The 23,851-nt window shown below is 54.3% G+C and carries 24 protein-coding genes; 9 read left to right on the forward strand and 15 right to left on the reverse strand.

Translation table 11 applies throughout. The features are described 5' to 3' along the window. Positions 1-117: 117 nt before the first annotated feature. The 3 genes from dnaG to rpsU all read right to left on the reverse strand — a co-directional run bounded on the left by dnaG (position 118) and on the right by rpsU (position 2,591). Complete coding sequence (gene dnaG, locus N512_RS0106150) at positions 118-1,845, reverse strand: DNA primase (RefSeq protein ID WP_028779754.1); 1,728 nt, start codon at positions 1,843-1,845, stop codon at positions 118-120. 80 nt (positions 1,846-1,925) lie between these two features. After that, positions 1,926-2,369, reverse strand: coding sequence for a GatB/YqeY domain-containing protein (locus tag N512_RS0106155; RefSeq protein ID WP_025010513.1), 444 nt, complete (start codon positions 2,367-2,369; stop codon positions 1,926-1,928). Positions 2,370-2,375: 6 nt separating this feature from the next. Continuing rightward, on the reverse strand, positions 2,376-2,591 hold the full coding sequence (rpsU, locus tag N512_RS0106160) for a 30S ribosomal protein S21 (RefSeq protein ID WP_006080725.1): 216 nt from the start codon (positions 2,589-2,591) through the stop codon (positions 2,376-2,378). A 195-nt stretch (positions 2,592-2,786) separates the two neighbouring features. On the opposite strand from rpsU, the gene tsaD reads away from it, so the two are divergent. After that, positions 2,787-3,803 carry a tRNA (adenosine(37)-N6)-threonylcarbamoyltransferase complex transferase subunit TsaD gene (gene tsaD, locus N512_RS0106165; protein ID WP_028779755.1) on the forward strand — a complete coding sequence of 339 codons (1,017 nt, stop codon included), beginning with the start codon at positions 2,787-2,789 and terminating at the stop codon, positions 3,801-3,803. Between the two features lie 100 nt (positions 3,804-3,903). Here tsaD and plsY read toward each other — a convergent pair whose 3' ends face one another. Further along, positions 3,904-4,500, reverse strand: a complete 597-nt coding sequence (gene plsY, locus N512_RS0106170) for a glycerol-3-phosphate 1-O-acyltransferase PlsY (protein WP_370629044.1) — start codon at positions 4,498-4,500, stop codon at positions 3,904-3,906. A 274-nt stretch (positions 4,501-4,774) separates the two neighbouring features. Between plsY and folB the strand changes: the two genes are divergently transcribed. Genes folB through N512_RS0106190 form a run of 4 tightly spaced genes read left to right on the forward strand, consistent with a single transcriptional unit; the run spans position 4,775 to position 7,264 of the window. Beyond that, positions 4,775-5,125, forward strand: a complete 351-nt coding sequence (folB, locus tag N512_RS0106175; protein ID WP_025010515.1) for a dihydroneopterin aldolase — start codon at positions 4,775-4,777, stop codon at positions 5,123-5,125. Positions 5,126-5,132: 7 nt separating this feature from the next. Continuing rightward, entirely contained in the window at positions 5,133-5,630 is a 498-nt protein-coding gene (gene folK / locus N512_RS0106180) for a 2-amino-4-hydroxy-6-hydroxymethyldihydropteridine diphosphokinase (RefSeq protein ID WP_028779757.1), read from the forward strand. A 16-nt stretch (positions 5,631-5,646) separates the two neighbouring features. Next, the gene (locus N512_RS0106185) at positions 5,647-6,453 is read left to right on the forward strand and encodes an undecaprenyl-diphosphate phosphatase (RefSeq protein WP_025010517.1); all 807 of its coding nucleotides are present in this window, start codon (positions 5,647-5,649) and stop codon (positions 6,451-6,453) included. Position 6,454: 1 nt separating this feature from the next. Then, the gene (locus tag N512_RS0106190; protein WP_028779758.1) at positions 6,455-7,264 is read left to right on the forward strand and encodes a putative RNA methyltransferase; all 810 of its coding nucleotides are present in this window, start codon (positions 6,455-6,457) and stop codon (positions 7,262-7,264) included. Positions 7,265-7,396: 132 nt separating this feature from the next. Here the strand turns inward: N512_RS0106190 and N512_RS0106195 are convergent, their stop codons facing one another. Next, positions 7,397-7,663, reverse strand: coding sequence for an Lpp/OprI family alanine-zipper lipoprotein (locus N512_RS0106195; RefSeq protein WP_025010519.1), 267 nt, complete (start codon positions 7,661-7,663; stop codon positions 7,397-7,399). A 227-nt stretch (positions 7,664-7,890) separates the two neighbouring features. Further along, entirely contained in the window at positions 7,891-9,132 is a 1,242-nt protein-coding gene (locus N512_RS0106200; RefSeq protein WP_028779759.1) for a multifunctional CCA addition/repair protein, read from the reverse strand. A 167-nt stretch (positions 9,133-9,299) separates the two neighbouring features. Here N512_RS0106200 and N512_RS0106205 point away from each other — a divergent pair, with 167 nt between their 5' ends. Further along, positions 9,300-10,955 (forward strand): ExeA family protein, encoded by a 1,656-nt coding sequence (locus N512_RS0106205; RefSeq protein ID WP_028779760.1) that lies wholly within the window; start codon positions 9,300-9,302, stop codon positions 10,953-10,955. After that, positions 10,955-12,115 carry a general secretion pathway protein GspB gene (locus N512_RS0106210; RefSeq protein WP_028779761.1) on the forward strand — a complete coding sequence of 387 codons (1,161 nt, stop codon included), beginning with the start codon at positions 10,955-10,957 and terminating at the stop codon, positions 12,113-12,115. The genes N512_RS0106205 and N512_RS0106210 overlap by 1 nt, the downstream gene beginning before the upstream one ends. 66 nt (positions 12,116-12,181) lie before the next feature. Here the strand turns inward: N512_RS0106210 and nhaD are convergent, their stop codons facing one another. The 4 genes from nhaD to N512_RS0106230 all read right to left on the reverse strand — a co-directional run bounded on the left by nhaD (position 12,182) and on the right by N512_RS0106230 (position 18,019). After that, on the reverse strand, positions 12,182-13,432 hold the full coding sequence (nhaD, locus tag N512_RS0106215) for a sodium:proton antiporter NhaD (protein WP_028779762.1): 1,251 nt from the start codon (positions 13,430-13,432) through the stop codon (positions 12,182-12,184). Between the two features lie 477 nt (positions 13,433-13,909). Next, on the reverse strand, positions 13,910-15,193 hold the full coding sequence (gene hemL, locus N512_RS0106220; RefSeq protein WP_028779763.1) for a glutamate-1-semialdehyde 2,1-aminomutase: 1,284 nt from the start codon (positions 15,191-15,193) through the stop codon (positions 13,910-13,912). Positions 15,194-15,222: 29 nt separating this feature from the next. Then, positions 15,223-16,242 (reverse strand): aspartate carbamoyltransferase, encoded by a 1,020-nt coding sequence (locus N512_RS0106225; RefSeq protein WP_025010522.1) that lies wholly within the window; start codon positions 16,240-16,242, stop codon positions 15,223-15,225. Positions 16,243-16,366: 124 nt separating this feature from the next. Further along, positions 16,367-18,019: a chloride channel protein gene (locus N512_RS0106230; protein ID WP_081737102.1), complete on the reverse strand. Its 1,653-nt coding sequence runs from the start codon at positions 18,017-18,019 to the stop codon at positions 16,367-16,369. Between the two features lie 130 nt (positions 18,020-18,149). Here N512_RS0106230 and N512_RS0106235 point away from each other — a divergent pair, with 130 nt between their 5' ends. After that, positions 18,150-18,953, forward strand: coding sequence for a DUF6776 family protein (locus tag N512_RS0106235; RefSeq protein WP_025010524.1), 804 nt, complete (start codon positions 18,150-18,152; stop codon positions 18,951-18,953). Next, entirely contained in the window at positions 18,946-19,296 is a 351-nt protein-coding gene (gene erpA, locus N512_RS0106240) for an iron-sulfur cluster insertion protein ErpA (protein ID WP_025010525.1), read from the forward strand. Before N512_RS0106235 ends, erpA begins: the two co-directional genes overlap by 8 nt. A 62-nt stretch (positions 19,297-19,358) precedes the next feature. On the opposite strand, the gene N512_RS0106245 is transcribed toward erpA, so the two are convergent. The 5 genes from N512_RS0106245 to N512_RS0106265 all read right to left on the reverse strand — a co-directional run bounded on the left by N512_RS0106245 (position 19,359) and on the right by N512_RS0106265 (position 23,800). After that, positions 19,359-19,778 carry a hypothetical protein gene (locus tag N512_RS0106245; protein ID WP_028779765.1) on the reverse strand — a complete coding sequence of 140 codons (420 nt, stop codon included), beginning with the start codon at positions 19,776-19,778 and terminating at the stop codon, positions 19,359-19,361. 28 nt (positions 19,779-19,806) lie between these two features. Then, on the reverse strand, positions 19,807-20,184 hold the full coding sequence (locus N512_RS0106250) for a DUF2750 domain-containing protein (protein ID WP_025010527.1): 378 nt from the start codon (positions 20,182-20,184) through the stop codon (positions 19,807-19,809). Between the two features lie 126 nt (positions 20,185-20,310). After that, positions 20,311-21,009: an aquaporin Z gene (gene aqpZ, locus N512_RS0106255; RefSeq protein WP_028779766.1), complete on the reverse strand. Its 699-nt coding sequence runs from the start codon at positions 21,007-21,009 to the stop codon at positions 20,311-20,313. Between the two features lie 266 nt (positions 21,010-21,275). Continuing rightward, on the reverse strand, positions 21,276-22,385 hold the full coding sequence (locus tag N512_RS0106260; protein ID WP_028779767.1) for an anhydro-N-acetylmuramic acid kinase: 1,110 nt from the start codon (positions 22,383-22,385) through the stop codon (positions 21,276-21,278). A 14-nt stretch (positions 22,386-22,399) separates the two neighbouring features. After that, positions 22,400-23,800 carry a peptidoglycan DD-metalloendopeptidase family protein gene (locus N512_RS0106265; RefSeq protein WP_028779768.1) on the reverse strand — a complete coding sequence of 467 codons (1,401 nt, stop codon included), beginning with the start codon at positions 23,798-23,800 and terminating at the stop codon, positions 22,400-22,402. Positions 23,801-23,851 lie beyond the last annotated feature (51 nt).

Below are 23,851 nucleotides of genomic sequence, written 5' to 3' on the forward strand. Positions count from 1 at the left end.
GGGTAACTGTTACAACGATGGGCAGCGGCCTTGGGCTCTTGCCGCACAAATCGTCAATTATAGCCATGTGCGCATCCCTGTGCTAGTCCGGCGACCGGACCCATAAATTGAGAGAGCTCATTGGCGGCTTTTCATGGCCGCGATTAGCTTCTTAAGCTGTATTTTCTCTTCTTTAGTATGGGTCTGTTTCAGACTTAATTCCTGATAGCGCTGCTCAATGTATTGATTATTCAGCCATACCAGGGATTTTTTGAACTCTTGCTCCAGGTTTTCATCCGCCACTTGATGCTCCCATTGGGCCAGTTTTCTCAGGGCGGAAAATTCGTCCGTATCCCTGAATTGCTCAAGTAGTTGTGCGCTGTTCATCTTCTGGGCACGAGTCAAATCCAGTAATTCGACCAGCAAGTCTATGCCGGCCATCTGTAAATGCTTAAGAGCCGGTTGGGGGATCAAATTCAGCCCCAACTGTGGGTGTTGTACCAGCAAGGCGATGGCGAGTCGCAGCGGTGTACCCCGGCCCTTAAGCGCTTTATGCCGGGCGGGGGCAACCCCTTGGGGGCCCTTGAATCCCAGCTTTTTCTTCAGATCATCTGCGCTGTTCATGCCGAGCCTGTGTGACAGGTCTTCGAGCAACAGATTTTGCAGCACAGTGTCTTGAATCTTTTCAATCAGGGCTATGGCCTGTTTCGCCAGGTTGCCCTTGTCTGTCCCGTATTTAGTGGTCAGGGTATCGAACAGAAACCCCGTCAGTGTTTGCGCTTCATCTATCAAAGCTTCGAAGGCTTCTTTGCCTGTCTTGCGCACCATGGAGTCGGGATCTTCCCCCTGGGGCAAAAACATAAAGCGCACTGTATCGCCGGGTTTCAGCAGTGGCAGGGCAGTTTCCAGTGCGCGCCAGGCGGCTTCTTTACCGGCATTATCGCCGTCGTAGCAGCAAACCACCTCTTTGGCGCTGCGCAGCAACAGCTGAAACTGTTCGGCTGTGGTCGAGGTGCCCAGAGAGGCTACCGCATAGTCAACCCCAAATTGAGCCAGCGCCACTACGTCCATATAACCTTCGACAATCAGCACTTGCCGGGGTTCTCTGTGGGCTTGCTTCAGCTCATACAGACCGTAAAGCTCATTACCCTTATGAAATATGGGCGTTTCCGGAGAATTCAAGTATTTGGGGGTACCATCTCCCAACACCCTGCCACCAAAGGCAATCACCCGGCCGCGCCTATCGCGGATCGGGAACATCAATCTGTCACGGAAGCGGTCGTAACGCTTGCCGTTGTCGTTGCTGATGATCATCCCCGCAGTCAGCAGCTTGTCCTGCAACTCTTGCTGCGAGCGGTAACGGCTCAGTAAACCGTCCCAGCCGTCGGGGGCGAACCCTATGCCGAAGCGCTCGACAACCTGGTCCGACAACCCTCGAAAGGCCAGATAGTCCAACACCTTCTGTTTGTCCTGGTGTTGCCTGAGCTGGCTTTGATAAAACCTGTTGGCCTCTTCCATCAACTGGTAGAGATCGCGGCTGAGCCCTTCGTCGCGACGACGGTTGGGATTGTTCTCCCGCGGCACTTCCAGCCCCAGTTGGCTTGCCAGCTCCTCAATGGCATCGAGGAACTCGAGACGGTCATACTCCATGATGAAGTCAATGGCATTGCCATGGGCACCACAGCCGAAGCAGTGGTAAAACTGTTTGTCTCTGCTGACGGTGAAAGAGGGTGATTTTTCACTGTGGAAAGGGCAACAGGCAGAATAATTCTTACCCGCTTTTTTAAGGGGTACCTTGTGATCGATAAGATCAACTATGTCTGTGCGAGCAATCAGCTCATTGATAAAATCACGAGGTATAGCCATCAGACTGAGTCATGCACCCTTGACCGATGTAAACAAACAAGCCGCGCAGAAGCACGGCTTGTTCATACGTGGAAACCCGCTTATTGCAGTTTGGCACGGATCTGGGCACTGATGGCACCCATGTCTGCACGACCCTGAACTTTGGATTTCAACGCTCCCATTACTTTGCCCATATCCGCCATGGTGCTGGCACCGCTATCTTGGATAGCGGCATCAATCAGCGCAGCGATTTCGCTTTCGCTCAGAGGCTGGGGCAGGAAAGTTTCAATAACTTGAATCTCTGCTGCTTCGGCTTCTGCCAACTCCGGACGACCCGCTGCCTCATATTGGGCAATGGCATCACGGCGTTGTTTCACCATTTTGGTCAAGACAGCTATTATCTGCTCATCATTCAGAGTTTCGCGGGTGTCCACTTCAATCTGTTTGATGGCAGCTAATGCCATACGAATCGTACCAAGGCGGACCTTCTCTTTGGCCACCAAGGCTTGTTTCATTTGGTCTTTTAGCTTATCTATCAGGCTCATAAGGAATTAGTATAAACGTACGCGACGTGCGTTTTCGCGAGAAAGCTTCTTGGCCAGACGCTTAACTGCAGCAGCTTTTGCACGCTTACGAGCAGTAGTTGGCTTCTCGTAGAATTCACGAGCACGCACGTCGGCCAGGATACCGGCTTTTTCACAAGAGCGCTTGAAACGACGCAGAGCTACGTCGAATGGTTCGTTTTCACGTACTTTAATAATTGGCATACGCCATCACCCCTTAGGTGTAAGTTTGTATTGAGTCAATCACTTGACCCAAGTGTATTTAAAATGGTGCGGAATTTTAAACCGACTGGCACTGGATGTAAAGTCCCTAAAGTAAATTCACTTTAGCCTACAACTGGAGAAATCTCTTGGTTAGGGGTAGAATTGGCGCCCTTTTCAGGCGGAAAGATTTCATAGATGCGGGTTTTAGGTATTGAAACATCCTGTGATGAGACAGGAATAGCGATTTACGACGAAGAGCAGGGGTTGTTGTCCCATGCTCTCTACAGTCAGGTTAAGTTACATGCCGACTATGGCGGTGTGGTGCCTGAGCTGGCATCAAGGGATCATGTGCGCAAAATAGTGCCGCTGATCCGTGAGGCGCTGGCCAAGGCCGATACCCGTATCGAAGATCTCGACGGCATCGCCTACACCAAGGGCCCTGGCCTGATTGGTGCGCTTTTGGTGGGCGCTTGCGTCGGCCGTTCTCTGGCATTTGCTTGGAATAAGCCTGCAGTAGGTGTCCATCATATGGAAGGGCATCTGTTGGCGCCCATGCTGGAAGAGGATGCGCCTGAGTTTCCCTTCGTGGCGCTCTTGGTTTCAGGTGGTCACTCCATGCTGGTGAAGGTAGAAGGCATAGGCCGCTACGAAGTACTGGGTGAATCCATAGACGATGCGGCCGGTGAAGCCTTCGACAAGACAGCCAAACTGATGGGGCTGGATTATCCAGGAGGCCCAAGACTGGCCAAGCTCGCCGCCAAAGGGGAAAAGGCAGGCTATAAGTTTCCCCGGCCGATGACCGACAGACCGGGATTGGATTTTAGTTTCTCAGGGCTGAAAACCTACGCCGCCAATACCATAGCCGCCGAACCGGATGATGAGCAGACCCGCGCCAATATCGCCCGGGCCTTTGAAGAAGCCGTGGTCGATACCATGGTCATCAAGTGCCGCCGGGCACTGGAGCAAACAGGTTTTAAGCGCTTGGTCATTGCCGGTGGCGTCAGCGCCAACACCCGTCTGAGAAGCTCACTGGCCGAGTTGATGCAAAGCCGTGGTGGCAAGGTTTTCTACCCAAGAGGCGAGTTCTGCACGGATAACGGTGCCATGATAGCCTACGCTGGCTTGCAGCGCCTCAAGGCCGGCGAGCGTGAGACGCTGGCGGTGAAAGGGCAGCCACGTTGGCCGCTGGATACTCTGGAAGCGATTTCCTGAAGCCCGGCTAACCTGCCATCTGTAATACCTGAAAAGTAAAAGGCGCCACTGGCGCCTTTTGGTTTTTGATAGCGGCTTTAAAAGCTGGCAGCCTTTGGCCCTATTTAGTGCGCTTTGAGCGCGACATCTTGGACTCTTCGCCCTTGAGCAGGCGGCGAATATTATCCTTGTGGCGGATAATGATCAGCGTCGATAGCATGGCCACCGGCAGGGTAAATCTGTCATCCAGCCACCAGGTATATACAGGCGCCAAGAGCGCCGTAACCAAAGCCGCCAGTGATGAATAGCGGGTCAGCAATACCACCAATAACCAGGTGCCCATCAAACACAGCGCCAAGCCTTCACCTATGGGCGCCATGGCACCGAGTGCTGTGGCAACACCTTTGCCACCCTTGAAGCCGAAGAAAATCGGGTATATGTGCCCCAGACAAGCGGCAATGGCTATCACCCCGAGCCAGACGGCATCTATTCCCATCAGATAAGCGGTATAAGTGGGCAGGGCACCCTTGAGCATATCGAAGAAAAACACCATGGCTGCGGCCCAAGTGCCGCCGATGCGCAGCACGTTGGTGGCGCCCGGGTTGCCCGAACCCTTGCCTCGGGGATCCGGCAGGCCCTTGAGGCGGCACACCAGCACGGCACTGGAGATAGAGCCGAGCAGGTAAGCGGCCACAATCATAATTGGGGTCAGTACCATGGTACTCAAATTGGTTTCCTTACTCGTCTTAAGGTATTATCGCGCACACTGAAATATGCAGCCCTTGCCCGGATAACCCAAGGTGAAAATCTTTACCGTCAGCTGGCGGTTAAAAATCTCGGGTTCATCTTGTCCTTCAATGCCTTATCCTACTTAAGATCGGGCCAGGTAGAAAGGGGCTACAGTGAATATCTCCGGAACGGGGCGGATTATAGCGGTTTTATTGCCGATAGCTTATCTGACCTCAGGCCCGGCAGCTGCTAAGGGGGATTTTATGGACAGAGTGCTGATACGGGAATTACAGATAGAAACGGTTATCGGGATCTATGAGTGGGAGAAACAGGTACACCAGACACTGCTTATCGATCTGGATATGGCCTGGGATAACAGAGCCGCCGCCGACAGTGATGATTACAGCCAGGCGCTCTGCTATGAAACCGTCAGCAAGCGCCTCACCGCCCTGATCACCGAAAAGCCCATTGAGTTGATTGAAACCGTGGCCGAGATGATAGCCCATTGCCTGATGAGTGAATTTTCAGTGCCTTGGGTCAAGGTGCGGGTGATGAAGCCCGGCGCCGTCCCTTCGGCCAAAGCGGTCGGTGTTGAAATCGAGCGTGGTATCTGACGGCAATATGGCACATATCTACATCAGTCTGGGCAGCAATATCGACCCGGAACATTATCTGCGTGCAGCTATCAAAGAGCTGCACGCTGCGTTTGGCGAGCTGCAACTGTCATCGGTTTTCGAGAGTGAATCTGTGGGATTCAAGGGCAGCAACTTTCTCAACATGGTAGTGGGCGCTCACACCTCGCTCGACATTGCCGAAGTGGTGGCCTGTTTCAAGCAGATAGAGCTGCGTCATGGGCGTATTCCCGGGGCGAAAAAGTTTGCTCCGCGCACCTTGGACTTGGATCTGCTGCTCTATGATGACAGGGTCTGCCAGCAGCCCATTGTTTTGCCCCGAGCCGAGATCCTGACCAATGCCTTTGTGCTTTGGCCGCTGGCTGAACTGGCACCGCAAACCAAGCATCCACTGGCACAACTCAGCTACCAAGTGTTGTGGCAGGAATATGACAAGGCCAGCCAGAAACTCTGGCCTATCGCTTTCGATTGGGGCCTGTCGGCCTGATTTTTAAAGGACAATTATGGACACAATACAGGTCATCATCCTTGCCCTGATCCAGGGCCTGACTGAATTTTTACCTATCTCCAGCTCGGCGCACCTTATTTTGCCCTCCCAATTACTGGGCTGGGAAGATCAGGGACTGGCCTTCGATGTGGCGGTGCACATAGGCTCACTACTGGCGGTGGTGCTCTACTTCCGTACTGAAATCATCGCTATGCTGAACGCCTGGTTTGGCAGCATATTCAAGGGTAACCACAGTGCCGAGAGCAAACTGGCCTGGTGGATTATTCTGGCCACCATACCCGCGGTCGTTTTTGGTTTTATGGCCAAAGATCTGGTTGAAACCTATCTGCGGGGGCCAGGCGTTATTGCCATCACTACTGTGGTATTCGGTTTGCTGCTCTGGTGGTCGGATAAGATGGCGCGGCTTGAGCTCACTGAGTATCAAACCGGCTGGCGCAAGGCATTGATGATAGGTTTCGCCCAAGCTTTGGCACTTATTCCCGGCACCAGTCGCTCGGGGATCACCATGACGGCGGCCCTGATGTTGGGGCTCAACCGTGAGGCGGCGGCGCGTTTCTCTTTTTTGATGTCGATTCCTGTGATCCTGGGGGCGGCGCTGCTGATGGGCAAAGATCTGCTCGACGGTGGGCATGTGATTGACTGGCAGGCCTTGATACTGGGCGTAGTGCTCTCTTTTGTGGCGGCTTATACCTGTATCCACCTGTTTTTGAAGATTATCAGCAAGATGGGCATGCTGCCTTTCGTGCTCTACCGTCTGGCGCTCGGCGCGCTTCTGTGCGGCTTTATCTTTCTGTGGAGCTAAGATGAATTCAGTGCAATTTCAGTGCCCGGTTTGCCAGAGTGAACTCAAGCAGCATCAGGCATCCAGAGGTTTTTACTGCGCCAACAAACATCACTTCGATCGCCAGGAAGACGGCTATTGGCTGCTGGCCAAGCCCAAGAGCGCGGCGGTACATGCCTTGTCGCGCCAGGCGTTGCGGGCCAGGCGTTTTCTGCTGCAGTCTGAGTTGATGGCGCCTTTGCATCAGGCGCTTAATCTTAAGCTGGCCAGGCTCGCCGAAAACTGTGACGCTGTACTTGATCCCAACGCCGGAGACGGCGCCTTGCAGCAGATGCTGCAACTGCCGGAACAGCTGCAACGTCTGCTTATCTGTGATGCGCAAAATGCCGCCTTCGCCGCTGCCAAAGCCTTGCCGACGGCGCAGGTATTTCTCAGTGTTGCCAAACGCTTGCCCTTTGAAGATGCGCAGTTTTCACTGGTGACTCTGCTCGATGGTCAGCTCAAGGGCAAGGAGATCCCCAGGGTGATGAAGCCTGGGGCACATCTTGTGATGTTGGCACCCGGGCCCAGACACTTATGGCAGTTGCGTGAGCAATTAAACGCTGATCTCAAGCAGCGGGAGTTCAGTATCAGCCTGCCGGCCGAGTTGACTGTGCTGGAAACCGAGAGCTTGAGTTTTTCTCTGGATGTGAGCGGTGAGCAGGCGTTGACGCTTCTGGAAACCACTCCTTATGCCTGGCGCGCCAGCGAAAAACAGAAGCGTGCGCTTGCTACTCGGGCGATCAAGGGGCTGGAGCTGGATTACCGTGTGTTGGTGATTAAACGAAACTGAGTTTGAGCCTCGGGTTTAGGCTGAAAAATGAAGGTTGTGGCTGGAATTTGGGTCAGGACTGACTGGAAGTCATTGTAGGCTTCAGCGAAAAGCAAATCGGCAACACCTTGGTGTTGCCGATCCGGGACTGAATTACTTCTTGTAACGAGAAGCAACGTTGTCCAAGCGGTCGTTAGCACGCTTAGCTTCAGACTGAGCGTCCATAGCAGCAGCTTTGGCATCTTTAACGTCAGCAGACAGTTTGCCTTGCTCTGCTTTCAGAGAGCTAACTTCGGCTGATAATTGATCAACTTTGTTGCCCAGGTTAGCAACGCTTTCTTCCAGAGCAGTGGTGTTGGCACAGCCACCCAGCAGAGCAGTCATTGCTACGCCAGCAATCATCAGTACTTTTTTGTTCATGAAGAAATCCCTTTAGATAGGTTGGATTTTTAATGGCTCGACTGTAAAACAGCCGACACCGCCTAATTATGTCATAGTCAATTTATTTTGCTACGAATATTCACGTACAGGCCGCTTTACCTTATCGAATACTCATTGAATTGCCAAGTCTTTGGGAAGATAGCCAGTTTCTTTCGCCATTTTCTTAACATAACTGAAAATATTGCCGTCAATATCTTGCCTTTCTATCAGGAAACGGCGGAATTCAGTAACAGTTGCTTTTCTTGACGTACGGCGGCAATCCGCTGCCGACTGAGCTCGTCTCTGATGGCTGGCCCCTTGTGTCCCGCTGCCACTATGGGTTTGACATCTATGGCTGAGGCGACAGCAAATAACTGCCTCAATGCTTGCGCCTGCGGGTAGCGGGCTTGTTCAAGCCCGCTGCGGCCTCTGGCATCGGCCTCGCAGGCCAGCGCCAGTTGCTCCAGACGCTCGGGCTTGCGCCAGAAATCGGCTTTGTCGAAGATTTTCACTATGGTTTCCGGCTTGAGCTCCGCCAGATTATGAATATTTTGATGCTGATCGCTGACCAGCAACGCCAGATCCCGATACTCGGAAGGCACTCGCAGCCGCTCGCACAGGTTTCGAATAGGTTCAAGTCCCTTCTGGCCGTGGCCATGGTGCTTGGGCAGCATGTCGGCCGGGGTCAGTGCCTTACCGAGATCGTGCACCAGCGCGGCAAAGCGCACGGCTTTGTCGCGGGTCAATCGTGCGGCTTGCTCCAGTACCATCAAGGTGTGAAGGCCGGTATCAATTTCCGGATGCCACTTGGCTGGTTGCGGCACACCAAACAGGGCATCGATTTCCGGCATCAGTGCTTGTAAGGCGTTAACCTGGCGCAGTACTTCAAAAAACACCTGGGGCTGCTCGCAGCCGAGCACCTTATCCAGCTCCTGCCATACCCGCTCAGGCGTCAGTGCGCCAAGCTCAGGGCCGGCGGCAATTTCCTGCATCAGAGCCAGGGTTTCCGGCGCTATACTGAAGCCCTGAGGGGCAAAGCGGGCGGCAAAACGGGCCACCCTGAGTACCCGCAGCGGGTCTTCAACGAAAGCGGGGGAGACATGCCTCAGCACCCGGGCCTCGATATCCTTTTGGCCGTTGTAGGGGTCGTGCAGCTCGCCATCCTCACCTTGGGCTATGGCGTTAATGGTCAAGTCCCGCCGCAGCAGATCCTCTTCCAGGGTGACATCGGGCGCTGCATAGCAGGAGAAACCGCCGTAACCCAGGCCTGTCTTGCGCTCGGTTCTGGCCAGGGCGTACTCCTCCTGGGTTTTGGGGTGCAGAAACACGGGAAAATCCTTGCCCACCTGCCGGTATCCCAGTGAGGCCATCTGCTCCGGGGTTGCGCCTACCACCAGATGATCCCTGTCCTTGACGGGTAAGCCCAATAGTTTGTCACGCACTGCCCCACCAACCAGATAAATCTGCACGCTTGTGGATTCCTTATAATCGACTGCTTTGGTAATGGCCTCAGGATAACATGAGACCCGGCCGTGGGGGACTTTCCCGTGCATCACATAAATGGCGGCCGGGGTTTTACAATTTATGGCCTTGCCTTAAACTGGGCTGTCTCTAGCAAAGAAGGATGGCAGTGCCTATGTACAAGGCCTTTTATGGACTGAACGATAACCCGTTTTCTATCGCGCCCAATCCCAGTTATCTGTTTCTCAGTGACAGGCACAGGGAGGCGTTGGCGCATTTGACCTATGGCCTGGGGGAGACGGGGGGCTTTGTGCTGCTGACAGGTGAAGTCGGTACCGGGAAAACCACGGTTTCCCGCTGCCTGCTGCGGCAACTGCCGGAAAATACCGATACTGCCTTTATCCTCAATCCATCTCTGACCGAGCTTGAACTGCTGGCTACCCTCTGTGATGAGTTGAAAATTCCCTATGGTGAGGCGCCCACCCTCAAACAGCTGACCGATCATATCAGTGGTTTTCTGTTGGCTAACCACCAGTCCGGGCGCAACACTGTGCTGATCATCGATGAGGCCCAGCATCTGCGGGCCGAAGTGCTTGAGCAACTGCGCCTGCTTACCAACCTGGAGACAGATACCCGTAAACTGCTGCAGGTGATCCTCATAGGTCAGCCCGAGCTGCAGCAACTGCTCAAGCGCCAGGAACTGCGGCAGTTGGCGCAGCGAATCACTGCCCGTTACCATCTGTTGCCGCTCACCGAAGAGGAGGTGGGCTTCTATGTGCAGCACAGGTTGCAGGTGGCCGGGCGCAGCGAGCCCTTGTTCAACCGCGGCGCCATTCGGGCGCTGCATAAATTCAGTGGTGGTATTCCAAGGCTTATCAACCTCTTGTGTGAGCGGGCCTTGATGGCGGGTTATGGTCAGTCTCGAACCCCTATCGATGCCAAAATGGTGGCCACTGCCGCCGAAGAGGTGCTGGGAGAGAAAATCAAACAGCGTAATTATTGGTTGCCGGCTTCTGCCGCCGCCATGCTGCTTCTGGCATTTGCCGGTGGTTACTATTTCCTGGCTCAGCCGGAACAGGCTGTCGCCCAAGATCAGTCCGGACGCCAACTTCAATCAGTGACAGATGCCAAACAGACTCAGGTTGCAGGCAATCAAGCTGCTGTTAACCATCTTTCTGTCAATCAAGCTGGCGCAGACAAGGCTGCAGTCAACCGGGCGCAGCGGATCTTGACGCAGGCCATAGATCAGAGCCGTAATATAGATACCGCCTTTGCGGCCCTGTTTGCCCTTTGGGACAAGGTGCCATATTCAGGCATCAGTGCCTGTCAGGCCGCCGAACAGCAGGGGCTTGCCTGCTATCAGCAGCAGGGCAATCTCAACTCCTTACTGCGGCTCAACTATCCGGCTGTGGTCTATCTGGAGGATGAACAACAGCAGCCTTTCTATGGCACTCTGGTGACCAAAGATGGTGAGCAGTTGTTGCTGCAACTCAATGAACAACAACTCTGGGTCAGCGTCGATTGGTTCAACCGTCATTTCAGCGGTACTTTTGAAATTATCTGGGATGCCCCCAAGGATCCGCTCAAGGCGATAGGCCCAAGTGCCGGTTTGGCCCAGGTGCAGTGGCTGGAAAATACCCTGGCGCAGGTGGATGAACGCCCGGCCAGGCTGATGAGTTATTTCGACAGCGAGCTGGAGCAGTCACTGCAACAGTTTCAGCGGCGCCACGGCTTGAAACCGGACGGCATTGCCGGTAGCCAAACTCTGGTTCAGCTCAATCTGTACTTGAGTCATCAAGGCCCCAGATTGCACGCAGGAGGAGCGAGCTGATGTCTATCCTTCTCGATGCCGTGACCCGGGCCAAGCAACAGGAGATGGGTGAACAACTGGATCCTGTGTTGACTCCCAGGGCGCAATATCGCCGACAATCTTCGGCAAGTCGCTATCTCAAGCCGCTGGCGGTATTGGTGGCGGCCGTGCTGGCAGGTGGCGCCTTGGCTTGGGGCTGGCACTCGCTTGATACCAATAAAAAGCCGCTGGCTCCCGAGACATCTTCAGTTGGGGCGAAAGCCTCGCAGCAGCAAGCCAGGCAACAAGATGAGTCTCAAGGATATAAGCAACCGACTCAAGCCGCTGAGGTGGCTGAACAAGGTGCAACGGAAGTACGTTTGGCCGGTAAGGTTGCCTTGCCTATGGCCCAGCCGATACCTCATACTCAGGCTGTTCAATCTCGGACAATCCAGTCGCAAAATACGCTGCCTCAAAATGCTCAGGCTGAGAATAGGGCGACCATAAACCAAAGTTCAGTAAACCAGGGCTCAATAAGCCAGAGCTCAATAAACCAAAGCGGCGAAGCTGAAATTGCAGCCCGTCAGAGTCCGGCTGCGGTTAATGCACAGTCGACTGGCAGTGATTTATTGGCCGCCAGTGTGGCCGAAGCGGCTAAAGAGCTGCAGTTTGCGCAACTCCAGGCTGATGGCTCAGCAACTGTAAATCAGCCGCAGGAGATGCCGGCGGCTGACGATGAGCCGATTATCCTGGGAGCCAACCCCAATCGCCGTGGGCTTGAGGTGCTAGAGTCTCTCAAGCGCCAGGTTAATGAAGCGGCTGAGGATGTGGGGCTATCCAGTGCCGAGAGCCGCCGCCAGGATGAGTTGGTGGCTCAGTTTCAGGCGGCGCTTGCCGATGTGGAGCACCGGCACTCGGCGGAAAAACCCGTATCGCCTCCCGAATTGGATCCCATTCCCAAGGCTGAGGAAGAGGTGCCTCCTTACGGCGGCTTGCCGGCCGGGCTGCAATTGCAGGTTCCTGAGTTTGAGATCAGTGCTCACGTATACGCCTCAGAGCCTTCCAAGCGTTGGCTGAATGTGGAGGGTGCCGAACTGCAGGAGGGTGACAGCATCAAGGGTCAACTGAAGATCGTTGAGATACGTCCAAGGGATGTGGTGCTGGAAATTCAAGGGCAGAAGTTCCGGGTGCCGGCCATCTAAGTCGACCCAAAACGGCTGGAACCAAGCATAAAAAAGCGCCATTAAGGCGCTTTTTTATCTTAGAGTTTAAGCTCCGTAGAAGTAGTTCCCCAGCAGCAGTGTCAGGGCGTAGCCTACAGAGTAGCACAGCAACAGCGCCGGAACATACTTGAGGTAAGAGACAAAGGTCAGCTCTTTGACCTTGCTCATGGCGATGATCCCGGCCGCCGAACCTATCACCAGCAGAGAGCCACCCACACCTACTGCGTAGGTCAGGCCCAGCCACTCAGGCGTGGTCAGTTCAGGTGCGGCTTTCAAAAGCGCCGCGGTCAGTGGCACGTTATCCAATATGGCCGATCCCATACCAGTGACAAAGTTGGAAATGTTGGGGTCGTGACGGGCGTAGACCTGGGCCAGAAGATCCAGCGTGCCTATCTCTTTGAGCATACCCACCAACAAGAGGATCCCGAGGAAGAACAGCAGGGTGTCGTATTCCACTTGGCGGATATACTCGAGGATCTGCAGTTCTTCTTTGTCGTTGCGGGCTGTGTGGCCCACCAGGAACATGATTGACAACCCGGTGAGGAAGGTCAGCACGGGGGGAATGGCAAACAGAATGTTCAGTGCCATGGTCATCAATATGGTGGTGAAGAAGATGATGGCGATAAGCACATCCACTGTCTCGTAACTTTGACGAATAGGTGCGGTGGACACCTCGCCCTTGGCATTGAGGGAGAAGAGTATTGCCAGCAACATCACGCTGAATGCCGCCGGCAGCACCAACATCAGCAGTTCTGACATATGCACATGGCCGCCGAGGAAGATCATCAGGGTAGTGACGTCACCCGTTATCAGAGAAACTCCCCCTGAGTTGACGGCAAAGATAATCAATACCGCCATCCGGCGACGCATCTGTTTGTCGAGCTTGAAGGTGGTCAGCAGCCCAAGAGAGACCAAGGTGGCGGTGACGTTGTCACAGATGGCCGACAATACCAGAGAAAACAGCGCAACCTGCAGCATCAGCATCCGGGTGCTGACCCGCTGCGGAAACAGCTTCTGCACTATTATCTGGATCATGCCCTTGGCGTTGAGATAGGCCACAAAGGTCATGGTCGACATCAAAAACAGCCAGAGCGTCGCGATTTCCAGCAGGTTTTCATTGAGTTGATGCTCTACCAGCTTTTCATGGCCTGGGTCGCCGGCAGACATGAACAGAGCTATCCAGGAGATACAACCGAAAAACAGAGTCGTTTTGGCTTTGTTGAGGTGAGTCACCTCTTCAAAAATGATACTCAGCAGTGCCAACACCGCCAGTATGATAAGAAAGGTATAGAGCATAAATGCAATTCCAACTGCTGATTTTATGTTCGTCTGCCCTGGGGGAAGTGGGCAGTTTTTGTGTCGGCTATCAAGGTTCAATTAATCGAGCTGTGATAACGCGTGCGGATCAGACCACACTGACATGGATAACGCAACTGTTAACTGGAACACATTTTCTTAGACTTTGTGATAAGTGTCCGTCGACTTTCGGGCTAAGCCAGTGATTTGGTCTGTTTGTTTTTTATATCTTGGTGTTTTGTACTGATTGGGCCTGTTTGGCAGCGAAAGGCGACAGTCGACTAGCGAGCCGGTGGCAAGTTGGCGTGACAGCCATGGTGCAGCCTGAATTGGCTTGTGAGTATGGCGCTGGATGGAAAATTTGTGGAAGGGGAATTGAGCAACCAGAATTCGAGCTGGACGCCAGAGAAATCTACCCGGCGGGAGTGGGCATAAAAAACGGGGCCGTATAGGCCCCGTTTTCAATCCATCTGCGGATTACTTCATGCGTGCCAGAACACGATCGGCTGCATCCAGAGTCGCCTGCAGCTCTTGCTCGCCGTGAGCCATGGACAGGAAGCCTGCTTCAAAGGCGCTCGGTGCCAGGTAGATACCTTCGTCCAGCATGCCGTGATAGAAGGCGCGGAACTGCTCCATGTTGCACTTGGTGACCTGCTCAAAGCCGGTGATCTTCTCTTCATCGGTAAAGAAGAAACCAAACATGCCGCCAACATAGTTGATGGCCATGGGGATACCATGCTTGTCGGCCGCGGCCTTGAAGCCTTCGGCGATACGCTTGGTCTTGGCTGCCAGTTCCTCATAGAGGCCAGGCTCTGACAGGGCTTCCAGTTGAGCCAGACCTGCGGTCATGGCGATAGGGTTACCCGAAAGTGTGCCGGCCTGGTACACAGGGCCGGTCGGGGCAATATACTGCATGACTTCTTTCTTGCCACCGAAGGCACCAACCGGCATACCGCCGCCGATAACCTTACCCAGAGTGGTCAGATCCGGTGTCACGCCATAGTGACCTTGGGCACCGCTCTTGGAGACGCGGAAGCCTGTCATCACTTCGTCGATGATCAGCAGGGCGCCGAACTGATCGCAAAGCTCACGCAGTCCTTCGAGGAAACCTGCAACCGGCGGGATACAGTTCATGTTGCCGGCAACCGGCTCGAGTATGATACAGGCGATATCCTGCGGATGCTGGCTGAACAGCTCTTTGACTGAGTCCAGATCGTTATAGACAGCGGTCAGGGTGTGCTTGGCGAAGTCAGCAGGGATCCCTGGGGAGCTGGGCTGACCCAGAGTCAGGGCGCCGGAACCGGCCTTAACCAGCAGACAGTCGGCATGGCCGTGGTAGCAGCCTTCGAACTTGAGGATCTTGTCTCTGTTGGTGTAACCCCGAGCCAGGCGTATGGCGCTCATGGTGGCTTCTGTACCAGAGCTCACCATGCGTACCTGTTCTATGGAAGGCACCATCTCAATGACTTTTTCTGCCATCTGCACTTCCAGCTCGGTAGGTGCACCGAAAGACAGACCGTTCTCCACCGCCTTGAGAACCGCTTCGCGGATCTTGGGATGGTTGTGACCCAGGATCATAGGCCCCCAGGAACCGACATAGTCGATATAGGCTTTGCCGTCGGCATCATAGATATAGGCACCGTCGGCCTTTTCGATGAAGCGGGGAGAGCCGCCTACACCGTTGAAGGCACGTACTGGCGAGTTCACACCGCCGGGGATGGTTTTCTTGGCCTGTTCAAACAGGTCTTCAGAACGGGTCATGTTTAATCCTTAAAGTCAGTGGCCGCTCTCTAGCGATCGGCCTTGCGTGAATACCAGTTAACCGGACACTCGTATTTTTCCAACTGATTGTCCACCCCGAGTGTCAGGGCAAACAGTGCCATGCGGATCAACAAGCCATTGTCGGCCTGACGGAAGATAGCCAGGTTGGGATGGTTGTTAAGATCATTGTCCAGCTCATTGGCCTGCAGCCTGGAGTCCCGAGGCAATGGATGCATGATCACTGTATTGGACTTACAATTTTTGGTGTATATGGCGCTGTTCAAACGGAACTTGCCACGATACTTATCGGCTTCCTCCTGCGAGGGGAAGCGCTCTTCCTGAATGCGCGTCAGATAGAGTATATCAGCCTGATCTAAATTGCCTTCCAGTTGGTCTGTTATTGTGATCTTATGCCCGGCATTTTCAATGTCGGCGATCACATAGTCAGGCATTGCCAGCTCGGCAGGGGAGATTAGGGTGAAGCTGATGTTCTTGTACATGCACAGAAGACGCGACAGCGAGTGCACAGTGCGGCCGTATTTGAGATCGCCCACCATGGCGATATGCATGCCGTCTATGCCTAAGCCTTTGCTATGCAGCTCTTTCTGTATGGTGAACAGATCCAGCAGCGCCTGGGTTGGATGTTCGTTGGCGCCATCGCCGCCGTTAATCACAGGCACCCGGCTGCCTTCGGCAAATTCGCGTACCGAGTAGGACTCGGGGTGGCGCATGGCTATCACGTCCGAGTAGCTGGACAACACCCTGGCAGTATCGTAGAGGGACTCCCCCTTGGACAGCGACGAGGAAGCCATGCCGACCGTTTCAGCGACCCGGCCGCCAAGCAGGTTGAAGGCGCAGCCGAAGCTGACCCGGGTGCGGGTGCTGGGTTCAAAAAACAGATTGCCGAGAATAGCACCATCCAGCACCTTGGTACGCTTTTCGCGCAGTGCGTATGGGGTCATCTTTTGGGCTACGGTGAAAATGGTTTGAATGGCGTCCAGATCTAACTGGTTTACGGAGAGGATATGTGATCCCTGGAACTGGTTCATCAGCCTTGGTTTCCAATGCAATTGGGTACTGACACTGAGGTCTGGACCCATGGGTTATGTAGGGTTTGGCTGAGGCGCAACTATAACAGAAGGTGACGGCCATGAAAATGACTCATGACTGAAATTACACTTCTCCGGCACGGATTTCCTGCTGCAGGTTAGACCAACTGATCACCCCGACGATATTCTCAGGTGTATCCTGATAGATATAGACTTCACCGGCGCGTTTCGGCGCCAGAATTTCGTATACCTCGTTGAGGGTGGCCGAGTCGGGTAGCCCCTGGATCCTGTGCTGGGTCAGGCTGGTGTCAGTGTCAAACGAAGGCATCTGCAGATCCAGCATGGCAATCTGCCCTTCGGCATCTCTGACAAGCACGGGCCTGCCCTGGGCGCGTTTCATCACCTCCAGCAACAGCTCATCATTGTTGTTGACTATCACTATGCGCCTGTCCATCAGGGCGCGTACCCCGAGTTTCTGCAATCCCAGGTTAACCGGGGCCACCTTGTAACCCAGGCCCATGATGTCCAACTGACGAAAGAATATGGATTTGGCATTCAGCCCCTGATAGGCGATGAGGTAGGCGGGCACGGCCACTATCATTCCGGGCAGTATGATGGAGGCATCGTTGGTCATCTCCAGTAGCGCCACCAGGGCGGCGAGCGGTGCACTGAGGCAAACTCCCATCATGGCGGTCATGCCGATGACGGTATAGAGCCCGGCATAGGGGGCCACCGAGGGAAACAGCAGCGCGGTCGCCTGAGCCAGAATGGCGCCGCCCAAGGCGCCTATGCCGTAGAGTGGACCTATGATCCCACCAGGGATCCCAAGGCCGATGGCGGCAATGGTAGCAACAATCTTGGCCAGCAAAACCGCCAGCAAAAACCAGATGGCCGGGTTGTCGCTGACCGCCAGTCCTATAGCCATTTCACCGCTGCCCAGAGCCTGAGGCAGCACCAGTCCTATCAAAGTGGTGATAACACCTGCCAGCAACAGGCGGACAATCAAGGGCCAGTGTTGGCCGCGCTCGGTCACCTGAATAAGGCTGTGATTGAATAGGGCCGCGGCGACCCCCAGCACTATACCGCCGAGTGCCAGCAGCGGGTATTGATCCAGTGGAATATGGCTGACTTTGATGGCATCAAACTCGTGGATATTACCGAACACCACCTGGCTGGATACGGCGCCGCAGATGGCCGACAGCATGATGGGGAAGAAGTACTGTACCTTGTATTCCCTGAGCACCACTTCGAGGACAAACACCACGGCGGCCAGGGGCGCGTTGAAGGTGGCGGCTATCCCGGCGGCTATGCCACTGGCACACATGATGCGCACACTGTTGTCTGGCAGCTTGAATTTTTCTGCCAATACCGAGGCGGTGACCGCCCCCAGATGAATGGCCGGGCCTTCACGACCAACCGAGAAGTTACTCGCCAGCGCAAACAGCGCCTGAAAAAACTGCCCCGGTGCCGACTGCAGCGGGATCTTGCCATAATGCAGTTTCACCCTGTGCAGCACATAGGCTATACCCATCCGCTTGTAGCGTTTGGAGCCAAACCTGGCCACCAGCCAGATCAAAAAAGCCCCAAAAAGTGGTAACAGGACTCGCCAGTCACCGATTGAGCCCGTAAAATCCCATTCCTGTGTTTGGGTAAAATGATTGGCCCATTGCAGCAGCAGGCGAAACAGTATGATGACAGCCGAGGCCATCAGCGCAAACAACAGGGCCAGCAGACACAGTTGAATACTGATCCTCGTTTGGGACAGCTTGTCTCTCATCTGGTGGCGCAGATACTTTCGCGCCTCAAGTTTGAACTTTCTGAATCTTGCCTGCACTGCTGCTTTCCGAAGCCTGATGTGAAATCTTAGTACCTAAGATGGAAATTTTTATATAAGGGGCTGTTAGTTAATGGCAAATTATCATCGCTGGCTCGATCGCCTGCAAGTGATGGAGCGAAATATTCGTCCATCCAGTCTGTATTTGTTGCTCTTGGTCATGGTGGCCTTTCTGACCGGACTGCTCAGCTATCACTTTTTTATCCCGCCAGGTGAGGTCCAGCTGCAACAAAATGACGGTAAAAAGAAACGCTTGCAGGGACAACTGCAGGAACAAGCACAGCTGCTGGCAAGCCGTAATCTGGAGCTGAGCCTGGCCAAGGAGGCCAATGAGGAGATGCAGCAGCTGTTCAACAAGCAGCATAAGAAACAGAAGGAGCTGGAACGTGAGCTGGCCTTCTACCGCAGCATCATGGCGCCGGAGCATAACGCCGAAGGCGTGGCTATCCATGGTTTGGAACTGATGCCGTTGGCGGGCCCAGGGCAATACCGCCTCAAGCTGATACTGACCCAGTTGCAAAAGCGCAAACAGGCACTCAAGGGAAGAAGTGAGATACTTCTCATTGGCATGCAAGAGGGCAAGCAAGTCGAACTGAATTTAGCTAAACTGGTGGACACCAAGTTGGCATTTAACTTCAAGTACTTTCAGGTACTGGAAGCGGAATTTACCCTGCCTGAAGGGTTTGAGTTACAGCAGATGAAGGCCAAGGTCGTCGTGCCTGCCAGCCGTTGGAGCAAAGGCGCCGAAACCGAACAAAGTTTCAGCCTGCCGGAGTTGCTGGAGGGCGAAAAAGATCCCGGCATAATACTTGAACAAAACAGTCAGGTAACAGATAATCTGCCACAGCAAACAGATGTAAGAGGTAGTAATGACTGAACAAGCTGAATCAGCTATGCCCATCCAGTTTACCGATGCGGCGGCAACCAAGGTCAAGGCCTTGCTGGAAGAAGAACAGAACAGTGCGCTGAAGCTGCGGGTCTATGTCACGGGCGGCGGCTGCTCAGGTTTTCAGTATGGCTTCACCTTTGATGAAAAGGTGAATGAAGGCGATTTCACCGTGGAAAAACAAGGGGTACAGCTGGTCGTTGATCCCATGAGCCTGCAATATCTTGTCGGCGGTGAAGTAGATTACACCTCAGGGCTTGAAGGCTCGCGTTTCTTCGTCAAAAACCCCAACGCCACCACGACTTGTGGTTGTGGTGCCAGCTTCTCGGTATAACCGAGAGCGAAAGCAGCAAAAAGCCGTCCAATGGACGGCTTTTTTTGTGAGCGCAAGGCCGGTTACTGCATCAGGTTGAAGTTCATCTTACGCTTGAAGAAGGCTTTGACCTTAGGAGTAAAGGCTATCCACACCTGCAGCATGCAAAAGCCTATCAGAAAACCGAAAATGGCCCAGTCCGGAGCCTTGAGTTCCATTCCGGCGATATTGAGGGTATTGGGCCCTGTGGCCACACTGTCGCCCTGATCCAGAATATAGGGCAGGAAACTCACCAGTGCGAGCTGCGCCAAGGTATAGAAGCGCAGTGCCCATAAGCCTGCCTGATGGCGCGCCAATACCGCCAACACCATGATCAGCGTCAGCAGACAAAAGACGACACCCTGACCGGCAATCAGGCCACTGACCGAGGCGGCAATATAAAGCAGCATCAGCAGTAGCAGGCGTTTGGGAATGGCGTAGCTTTCAGTGGCGGCTTGGCTCATCTTACGGCGCTCCTTGTGCTCTATTGACTCAGTGACGCGTCTTGGGCGCCAGTCGCTGCTCCAGCTCATGTGGTGGAATAACCACGCCGAGATCTTCCAGCATAGGGAAGACGGCAACATAGAGTTCGTCATCTTCCATACCTGGCACCCAGCGCTCCAGCCACTCGGCCAGGCCGATGGACAGCGGCCGACAATCCTGCCAATCATCCACGGCCCACAGGGACGCCGTCTCTTCACTGGGCCAAACCGGAATACAGTCTTCATCATCCGTGGTCAGCATCACGCAGCCGTCATTGTCCTGTAGTACCCATAGCTCTTTATGCTCTTTGACCTGCTCTACCAGAAAGTCGTAGCGGCCTTCCGGAGTCATACCGGCGAACTGGGCCTGGGTTTGTTTCTTGCTCATGGTGACATCTCATCTCGGTGGCCGCGGCACTGCGCCCGGCCAAAAATTGACGGCATGTTAACACCGCTTGCGGGCAAGAAAAAGCGCCCCGCAGGGCGCAATCGATTTTTTGACTATCCAGACCATTTACTCGGATGGATTCTCAAAGGCGCGGTAGATGAGTCCCGCAATGATTGCACCGGCAATAGGCGCAACCCAAAACAGCCATAGCTGACTCAGTGCCCAATCACCGACAAACAGTGCCGGTCCTGTGCTGCGGGCCGGATTCACCGAGGTGTTGGACACAGGGATACTGATAAGGTGGATAAGTGTCAGCCCAAGGCCTATGGCGATGGGAGCAAAACCAGCTGGAGCCCGCTTGTCGGTGGCACCGAGAATGATCAGCAGAAAGAATAGTGTCATGACCAGTTCACAAACCAGCACGGCCGTCAGGCTGTAACCCCCGGGAGAGTGCTCGCCAAAGCCGTTGGAGGCAAAGCCGGCGCTCAGAGAGAATCCGTCCTGACCCGAGGCTATCACATAGAGAATGGCGGCGCCGACAATGGCCCCTGCCACCTGGGAGACGATATAAGGCAGTAGCTCGGCAGCAGGAAAGCGGCCGCCGGCCCAGAGTCCGAAAGAGACTGCCGGGTTGAGGTGGCAACCTGAAATGTGGCCAATGGCAAATGCCATGGTCAGCACGGTTAAACCAAAGGCGAGGGCAACCCCGACAAAGCCGATCCCCAGCTCAGGAAAGGCGGCTGCCAATACGGCGCTGCCGCAACCGCCAAGAACCAACCAGAGGGTGCCGAGAAATTCGGCGAGCATTTTTTGTGTCATCTTCATTGTTGCATCCTGTGCAGTGATGTGTTTCCCACAAATTCGCGGGTATTCAGGATAGCTCCCGAATACCTGCGCAGTATAGCCAGATGAACACTAGTTCAATGTGAGCTGAAGCGCCAATTTGTGTCAGAAAAATCAGCTGCTTGGAGGATGCGAAGGTTAAGGTTAACAGGCTGAAAAATTCGCTGTTGCCCAGGTTGGTTTGGGGTAAACAAGGCTGATGTTTAACGTCAAGGTGCTGTTGTTACAGCACCTTGTATCGAAAGGAGTCAGGCTGCGGGGAAGCGGGCGCCGAGTACGGCTTCGCGGCTGGCACCTGTTACCGCCGGCAGATTGGCCGGCAACCCTTGATGGTGGCGCAGCGCCAACCAGGCAAACGCTATGCCCTCCACCCATTTGGGATCGATACCCAGCACAGAGGTGGTGGCTATGCTGTGGTTGGGCAACTGGGCTCCGAGGCGTTTCATCAACGCGCCATTGAGTGCACCGCCGCCACAGACGTAGATTTCGCCATCCGGGCTCAACTTGGCTATGTCCCTGGCAATGCTGTGGCAGGTGAGGTCCAGGAGTGTTGATTGAATATCCTCTTCCGGCAGATGGCTGTACAGCGCCAGTTGTTGATCCAACCAGGCGTTGTTGAACAACTCTCTGCCAGTGCTCTTGGGGTAATCCAGCGAGAAATAGGGGTGTGATAACAGCTGTGCCAGAAACTCCGCCGAGCTGTTGCCGCTTTCGGCCCACTGACCGTCTTCATCGAACGGCAGTTGTCTTATCTGTTGGCTCCAGGCGTCTATCAGGGTGTTTCCCGGGCCGGTATCAAAGCCAAGGATCTCCCGGTTATCGGCGGGCAGGAAAGTGATGTTGGCTATGCCGCCAATATTGAGGATGATGCGGTTGGTGCCAGGGCTTGAAAATATCTGCTGGTGGAATGCCGGCACCAGCGGCGCGCCTTGGCCGCCGAGGGCGATATCCTTGCGGCGAAAGTCGGCGATAACATCTATGCCGGTTTCGGCGGCGATTGTGTTGGGGTCGCCAATCTGCAAGGTAAAACCCACTTCCAAATTGGGCATATGGCGCACTGTCTGACCATGACTGCCGATGGCACAGACCAGTTCCTTACTTACCCCTGTGTTGGCGAGCAGTTGCTTGACCGCACTGGCAAACACCTTACCTACTGTGCGATCCAGTCGTCCCAAACGATTGATTTCATCAGTATCCGGTTGGCAGAGACGTTGCAAGCCCTTGAACAGATGGGTGGGTAACGGCTCTGTATGTTGGCCAAGCAGTTTGGGTTGGCCATTGCTGAAGTCCACCAACACGGCGTCAACGCCGTCCATGCTGGTGCCGGACATCAGCCCAATAAAGTATCCAGAATTCATCTATGCTGTCCCTGTTATTGCATCGCAACCTGAACTTGTTTGTTGCGCAGCAGAGTGGCCATCAATTGGCTACTGAGTTGTTGGAAGGCGACACGTTCGCTCTTGGCAATAGCTTCAGCCTTGGGGAGAACCACAGTGCGTGGATTTCTGTGTACACCGTTGACGATAAACTCATAGTGCAGATGTGCGCCTGTTACCCGGCCTGTACGGCCTAGGGTACCTATGATCTGTCCCTGTTTGACGCTTTCACCCTGGTTAACCTTACGCTTGTTGAGGTGCAGGTATTTGGTGGTATAGGTTTCGTTGTGTTTGATAAACACATAGTTACCGTTGTATTGATTGTAGCCGGCCTTGACCACCCGGCCGCTGCCGGCGGCTTTGATGGGAGTGCCTATGGCGGCAACATAATCTACCCCGCGATGGGCCTTCACCTGACCGGTAACAGGATGCAGACGGCGGGGGTTGAAGTTGGAACTCACATACTTGAAGTCAACCGGTGAGCGCAGAAACGCCTTGCGCATGCTGCGGCCTTCCTCTGAGTAGTAGTTACCGTCTTTGTATCTTACCGCAGTGTAACGCTCGCCCTGGTTGATAAATTCGGCGGCCAATATGTTGCCGTTACGCAGAAACTCGCCGTCGGCATATTCTTCTTCATACATGAGGGCAAAGCTGTCACCTTCGCGGATATCCAGGGCAAAGTCGACATCCCAGCCGAATATGGTGGCCAGTTGCATTATCTGCGCCGGTGTCAGTCCGGCTTCGACACCGGCATTCCAGAAGTTGCTCTTGATATTGGCGCGGGCGAATTTATCCCGGGTCTCAACGGTTTTTACCGCCAGTTCTTCTTCATAACTCTTGCCCTGTTTGCGGACTATCAGGGTGGATACGGCATCGAGGCGGTATCTCAGCTCCTGCAGCTCGCCATCGGCGTTTTTGCCTATGGCGACTTCGTCACCTGGCATTATCTTCAGCAGGTTTTTCTTTGCCAGTGGCAGTTGGGTAATGTCGTGAACTTCTCTGGCGGTAAGTGAGGCGCGGCTGAAGAGTGCCGCCAGGGTGTCGCCGCTTTTAATCTCGAAGTGTTCCAGCTCGGCAATGGCCGGACTGGTTTGTTCGGGAACCTCAAGCGCGGCTTCTGCCTGTTGATTGAGTTTCTCTGTCAGCGCCTCGGCGGCGGCTTCTGAATCCGGATGTTGCCCGCTTTCAACCACTTGCTGGGCTGTAGGTGAGGTGGGGGTACGAAAGGCCAGTGGCACTTGGTAACGTACCTGGGTTTGCGGGCCGGCGCTGTTTTTCGATGCCTCGGCTTCGTCAGAGGGAAGCAACAGGGTTATCAAGGTAATGGTGGTTAAAATACTGAGCAGGATTTGATGCTTTCTGGGCAGCAGTCTGAAGAGAGTAATAAGCTTTGCCATCGACCCCGATACCAATTTCTTAATTCTTGGGCATATTGCCTTAGTGTACAC

Source organism: Shewanella sp. 38A_GOM-205m (assembly GCF_000518445.1).
GTDB lineage: Bacteria > Pseudomonadota > Gammaproteobacteria > Enterobacterales > Shewanellaceae > Shewanella > Shewanella algae.

Excerpts from the sequence above, each read along its gene's own strand:
- dnaG (WP_028779754.1), bottom strand. The coding sequence starts at position 1,845 with ATGGCTATACCTCGTGATTTTATCAATGAGCTGATTGCTCGCACAGAC.
- N512_RS0106155 (WP_025010513.1), bottom strand. The coding sequence starts at position 2,369 with ATGAGCCTGATAGATAAGCTAAAAGACCAAATGAAACAAGCCTTGGTG.
- rpsU (WP_006080725.1), bottom strand. The coding sequence starts at position 2,591 with ATGCCAATTATTAAAGTACGTGAAAACGAACCATTCGACGTAGCTCTG.
- tsaD (WP_028779755.1), top strand. The coding sequence starts at position 2,787 with ATGCGGGTTTTAGGTATTGAAACATCCTGTGATGAGACAGGAATAGCG.
- plsY (WP_370629044.1), bottom strand. The coding sequence starts at position 4,500 with ATGGTACTGACCCCAATTATGATTGTGGCCGCTTACCTGCTCGGCTCT.
- folB (WP_025010515.1), top strand. The coding sequence starts at position 4,775 with ATGGACAGAGTGCTGATACGGGAATTACAGATAGAAACGGTTATCGGG.
- folK (WP_028779757.1), top strand. The coding sequence starts at position 5,133 with ATGGCACATATCTACATCAGTCTGGGCAGCAATATCGACCCGGAACAT.
- N512_RS0106185 (WP_025010517.1), top strand. The coding sequence starts at position 5,647 with ATGGACACAATACAGGTCATCATCCTTGCCCTGATCCAGGGCCTGACT.
- N512_RS0106190 (WP_028779758.1), top strand. The coding sequence starts at position 6,455 with ATGAATTCAGTGCAATTTCAGTGCCCGGTTTGCCAGAGTGAACTCAAG.
- N512_RS0106195 (WP_025010519.1), bottom strand. The coding sequence starts at position 7,663 with ATGAACAAAAAAGTACTGATGATTGCTGGCGTAGCAATGACTGCTCTG.
- N512_RS0106205 (WP_028779760.1), top strand. The coding sequence starts at position 9,300 with ATGTACAAGGCCTTTTATGGACTGAACGATAACCCGTTTTCTATCGCG.
- N512_RS0106210 (WP_028779761.1), top strand. The coding sequence starts at position 10,955 with ATGTCTATCCTTCTCGATGCCGTGACCCGGGCCAAGCAACAGGAGATG.
- nhaD (WP_028779762.1), bottom strand. The coding sequence starts at position 13,432 with ATGCTCTATACCTTTCTTATCATACTGGCGGTGTTGGCACTGCTGAGT.
- hemL (WP_028779763.1), bottom strand. The coding sequence starts at position 15,193 with ATGACCCGTTCTGAAGACCTGTTTGAACAGGCCAAGAAAACCATCCCC.
- N512_RS0106225 (WP_025010522.1), bottom strand. The coding sequence starts at position 16,242 with ATGAACCAGTTCCAGGGATCACATATCCTCTCCGTAAACCAGTTAGAT.
- N512_RS0106230 (WP_081737102.1), bottom strand. The coding sequence starts at position 18,019 with ATGAGAGACAAGCTGTCCCAAACGAGGATCAGTATTCAACTGTGTCTG.
- N512_RS0106235 (WP_025010524.1), top strand. The coding sequence starts at position 18,150 with ATGGCAAATTATCATCGCTGGCTCGATCGCCTGCAAGTGATGGAGCGA.
- erpA (WP_025010525.1), top strand. The coding sequence starts at position 18,946 with ATGACTGAACAAGCTGAATCAGCTATGCCCATCCAGTTTACCGATGCG.
- N512_RS0106245 (WP_028779765.1), bottom strand. The coding sequence starts at position 19,778 with ATGAGCCAAGCCGCCACTGAAAGCTACGCCATTCCCAAACGCCTGCTA.
- N512_RS0106250 (WP_025010527.1), bottom strand. The coding sequence starts at position 20,184 with ATGAGCAAGAAACAAACCCAGGCCCAGTTCGCCGGTATGACTCCGGAA.
- aqpZ (WP_028779766.1), bottom strand. The coding sequence starts at position 21,009 with ATGAAGATGACACAAAAAATGCTCGCCGAATTTCTCGGCACCCTCTGG.
- N512_RS0106260 (WP_028779767.1), bottom strand. The coding sequence starts at position 22,385 with ATGAATTCTGGATACTTTATTGGGCTGATGTCCGGCACCAGCATGGAC.
- N512_RS0106265 (WP_028779768.1), bottom strand. The coding sequence starts at position 23,800 with ATGGCAAAGCTTATTACTCTCTTCAGACTGCTGCCCAGAAAGCATCAA.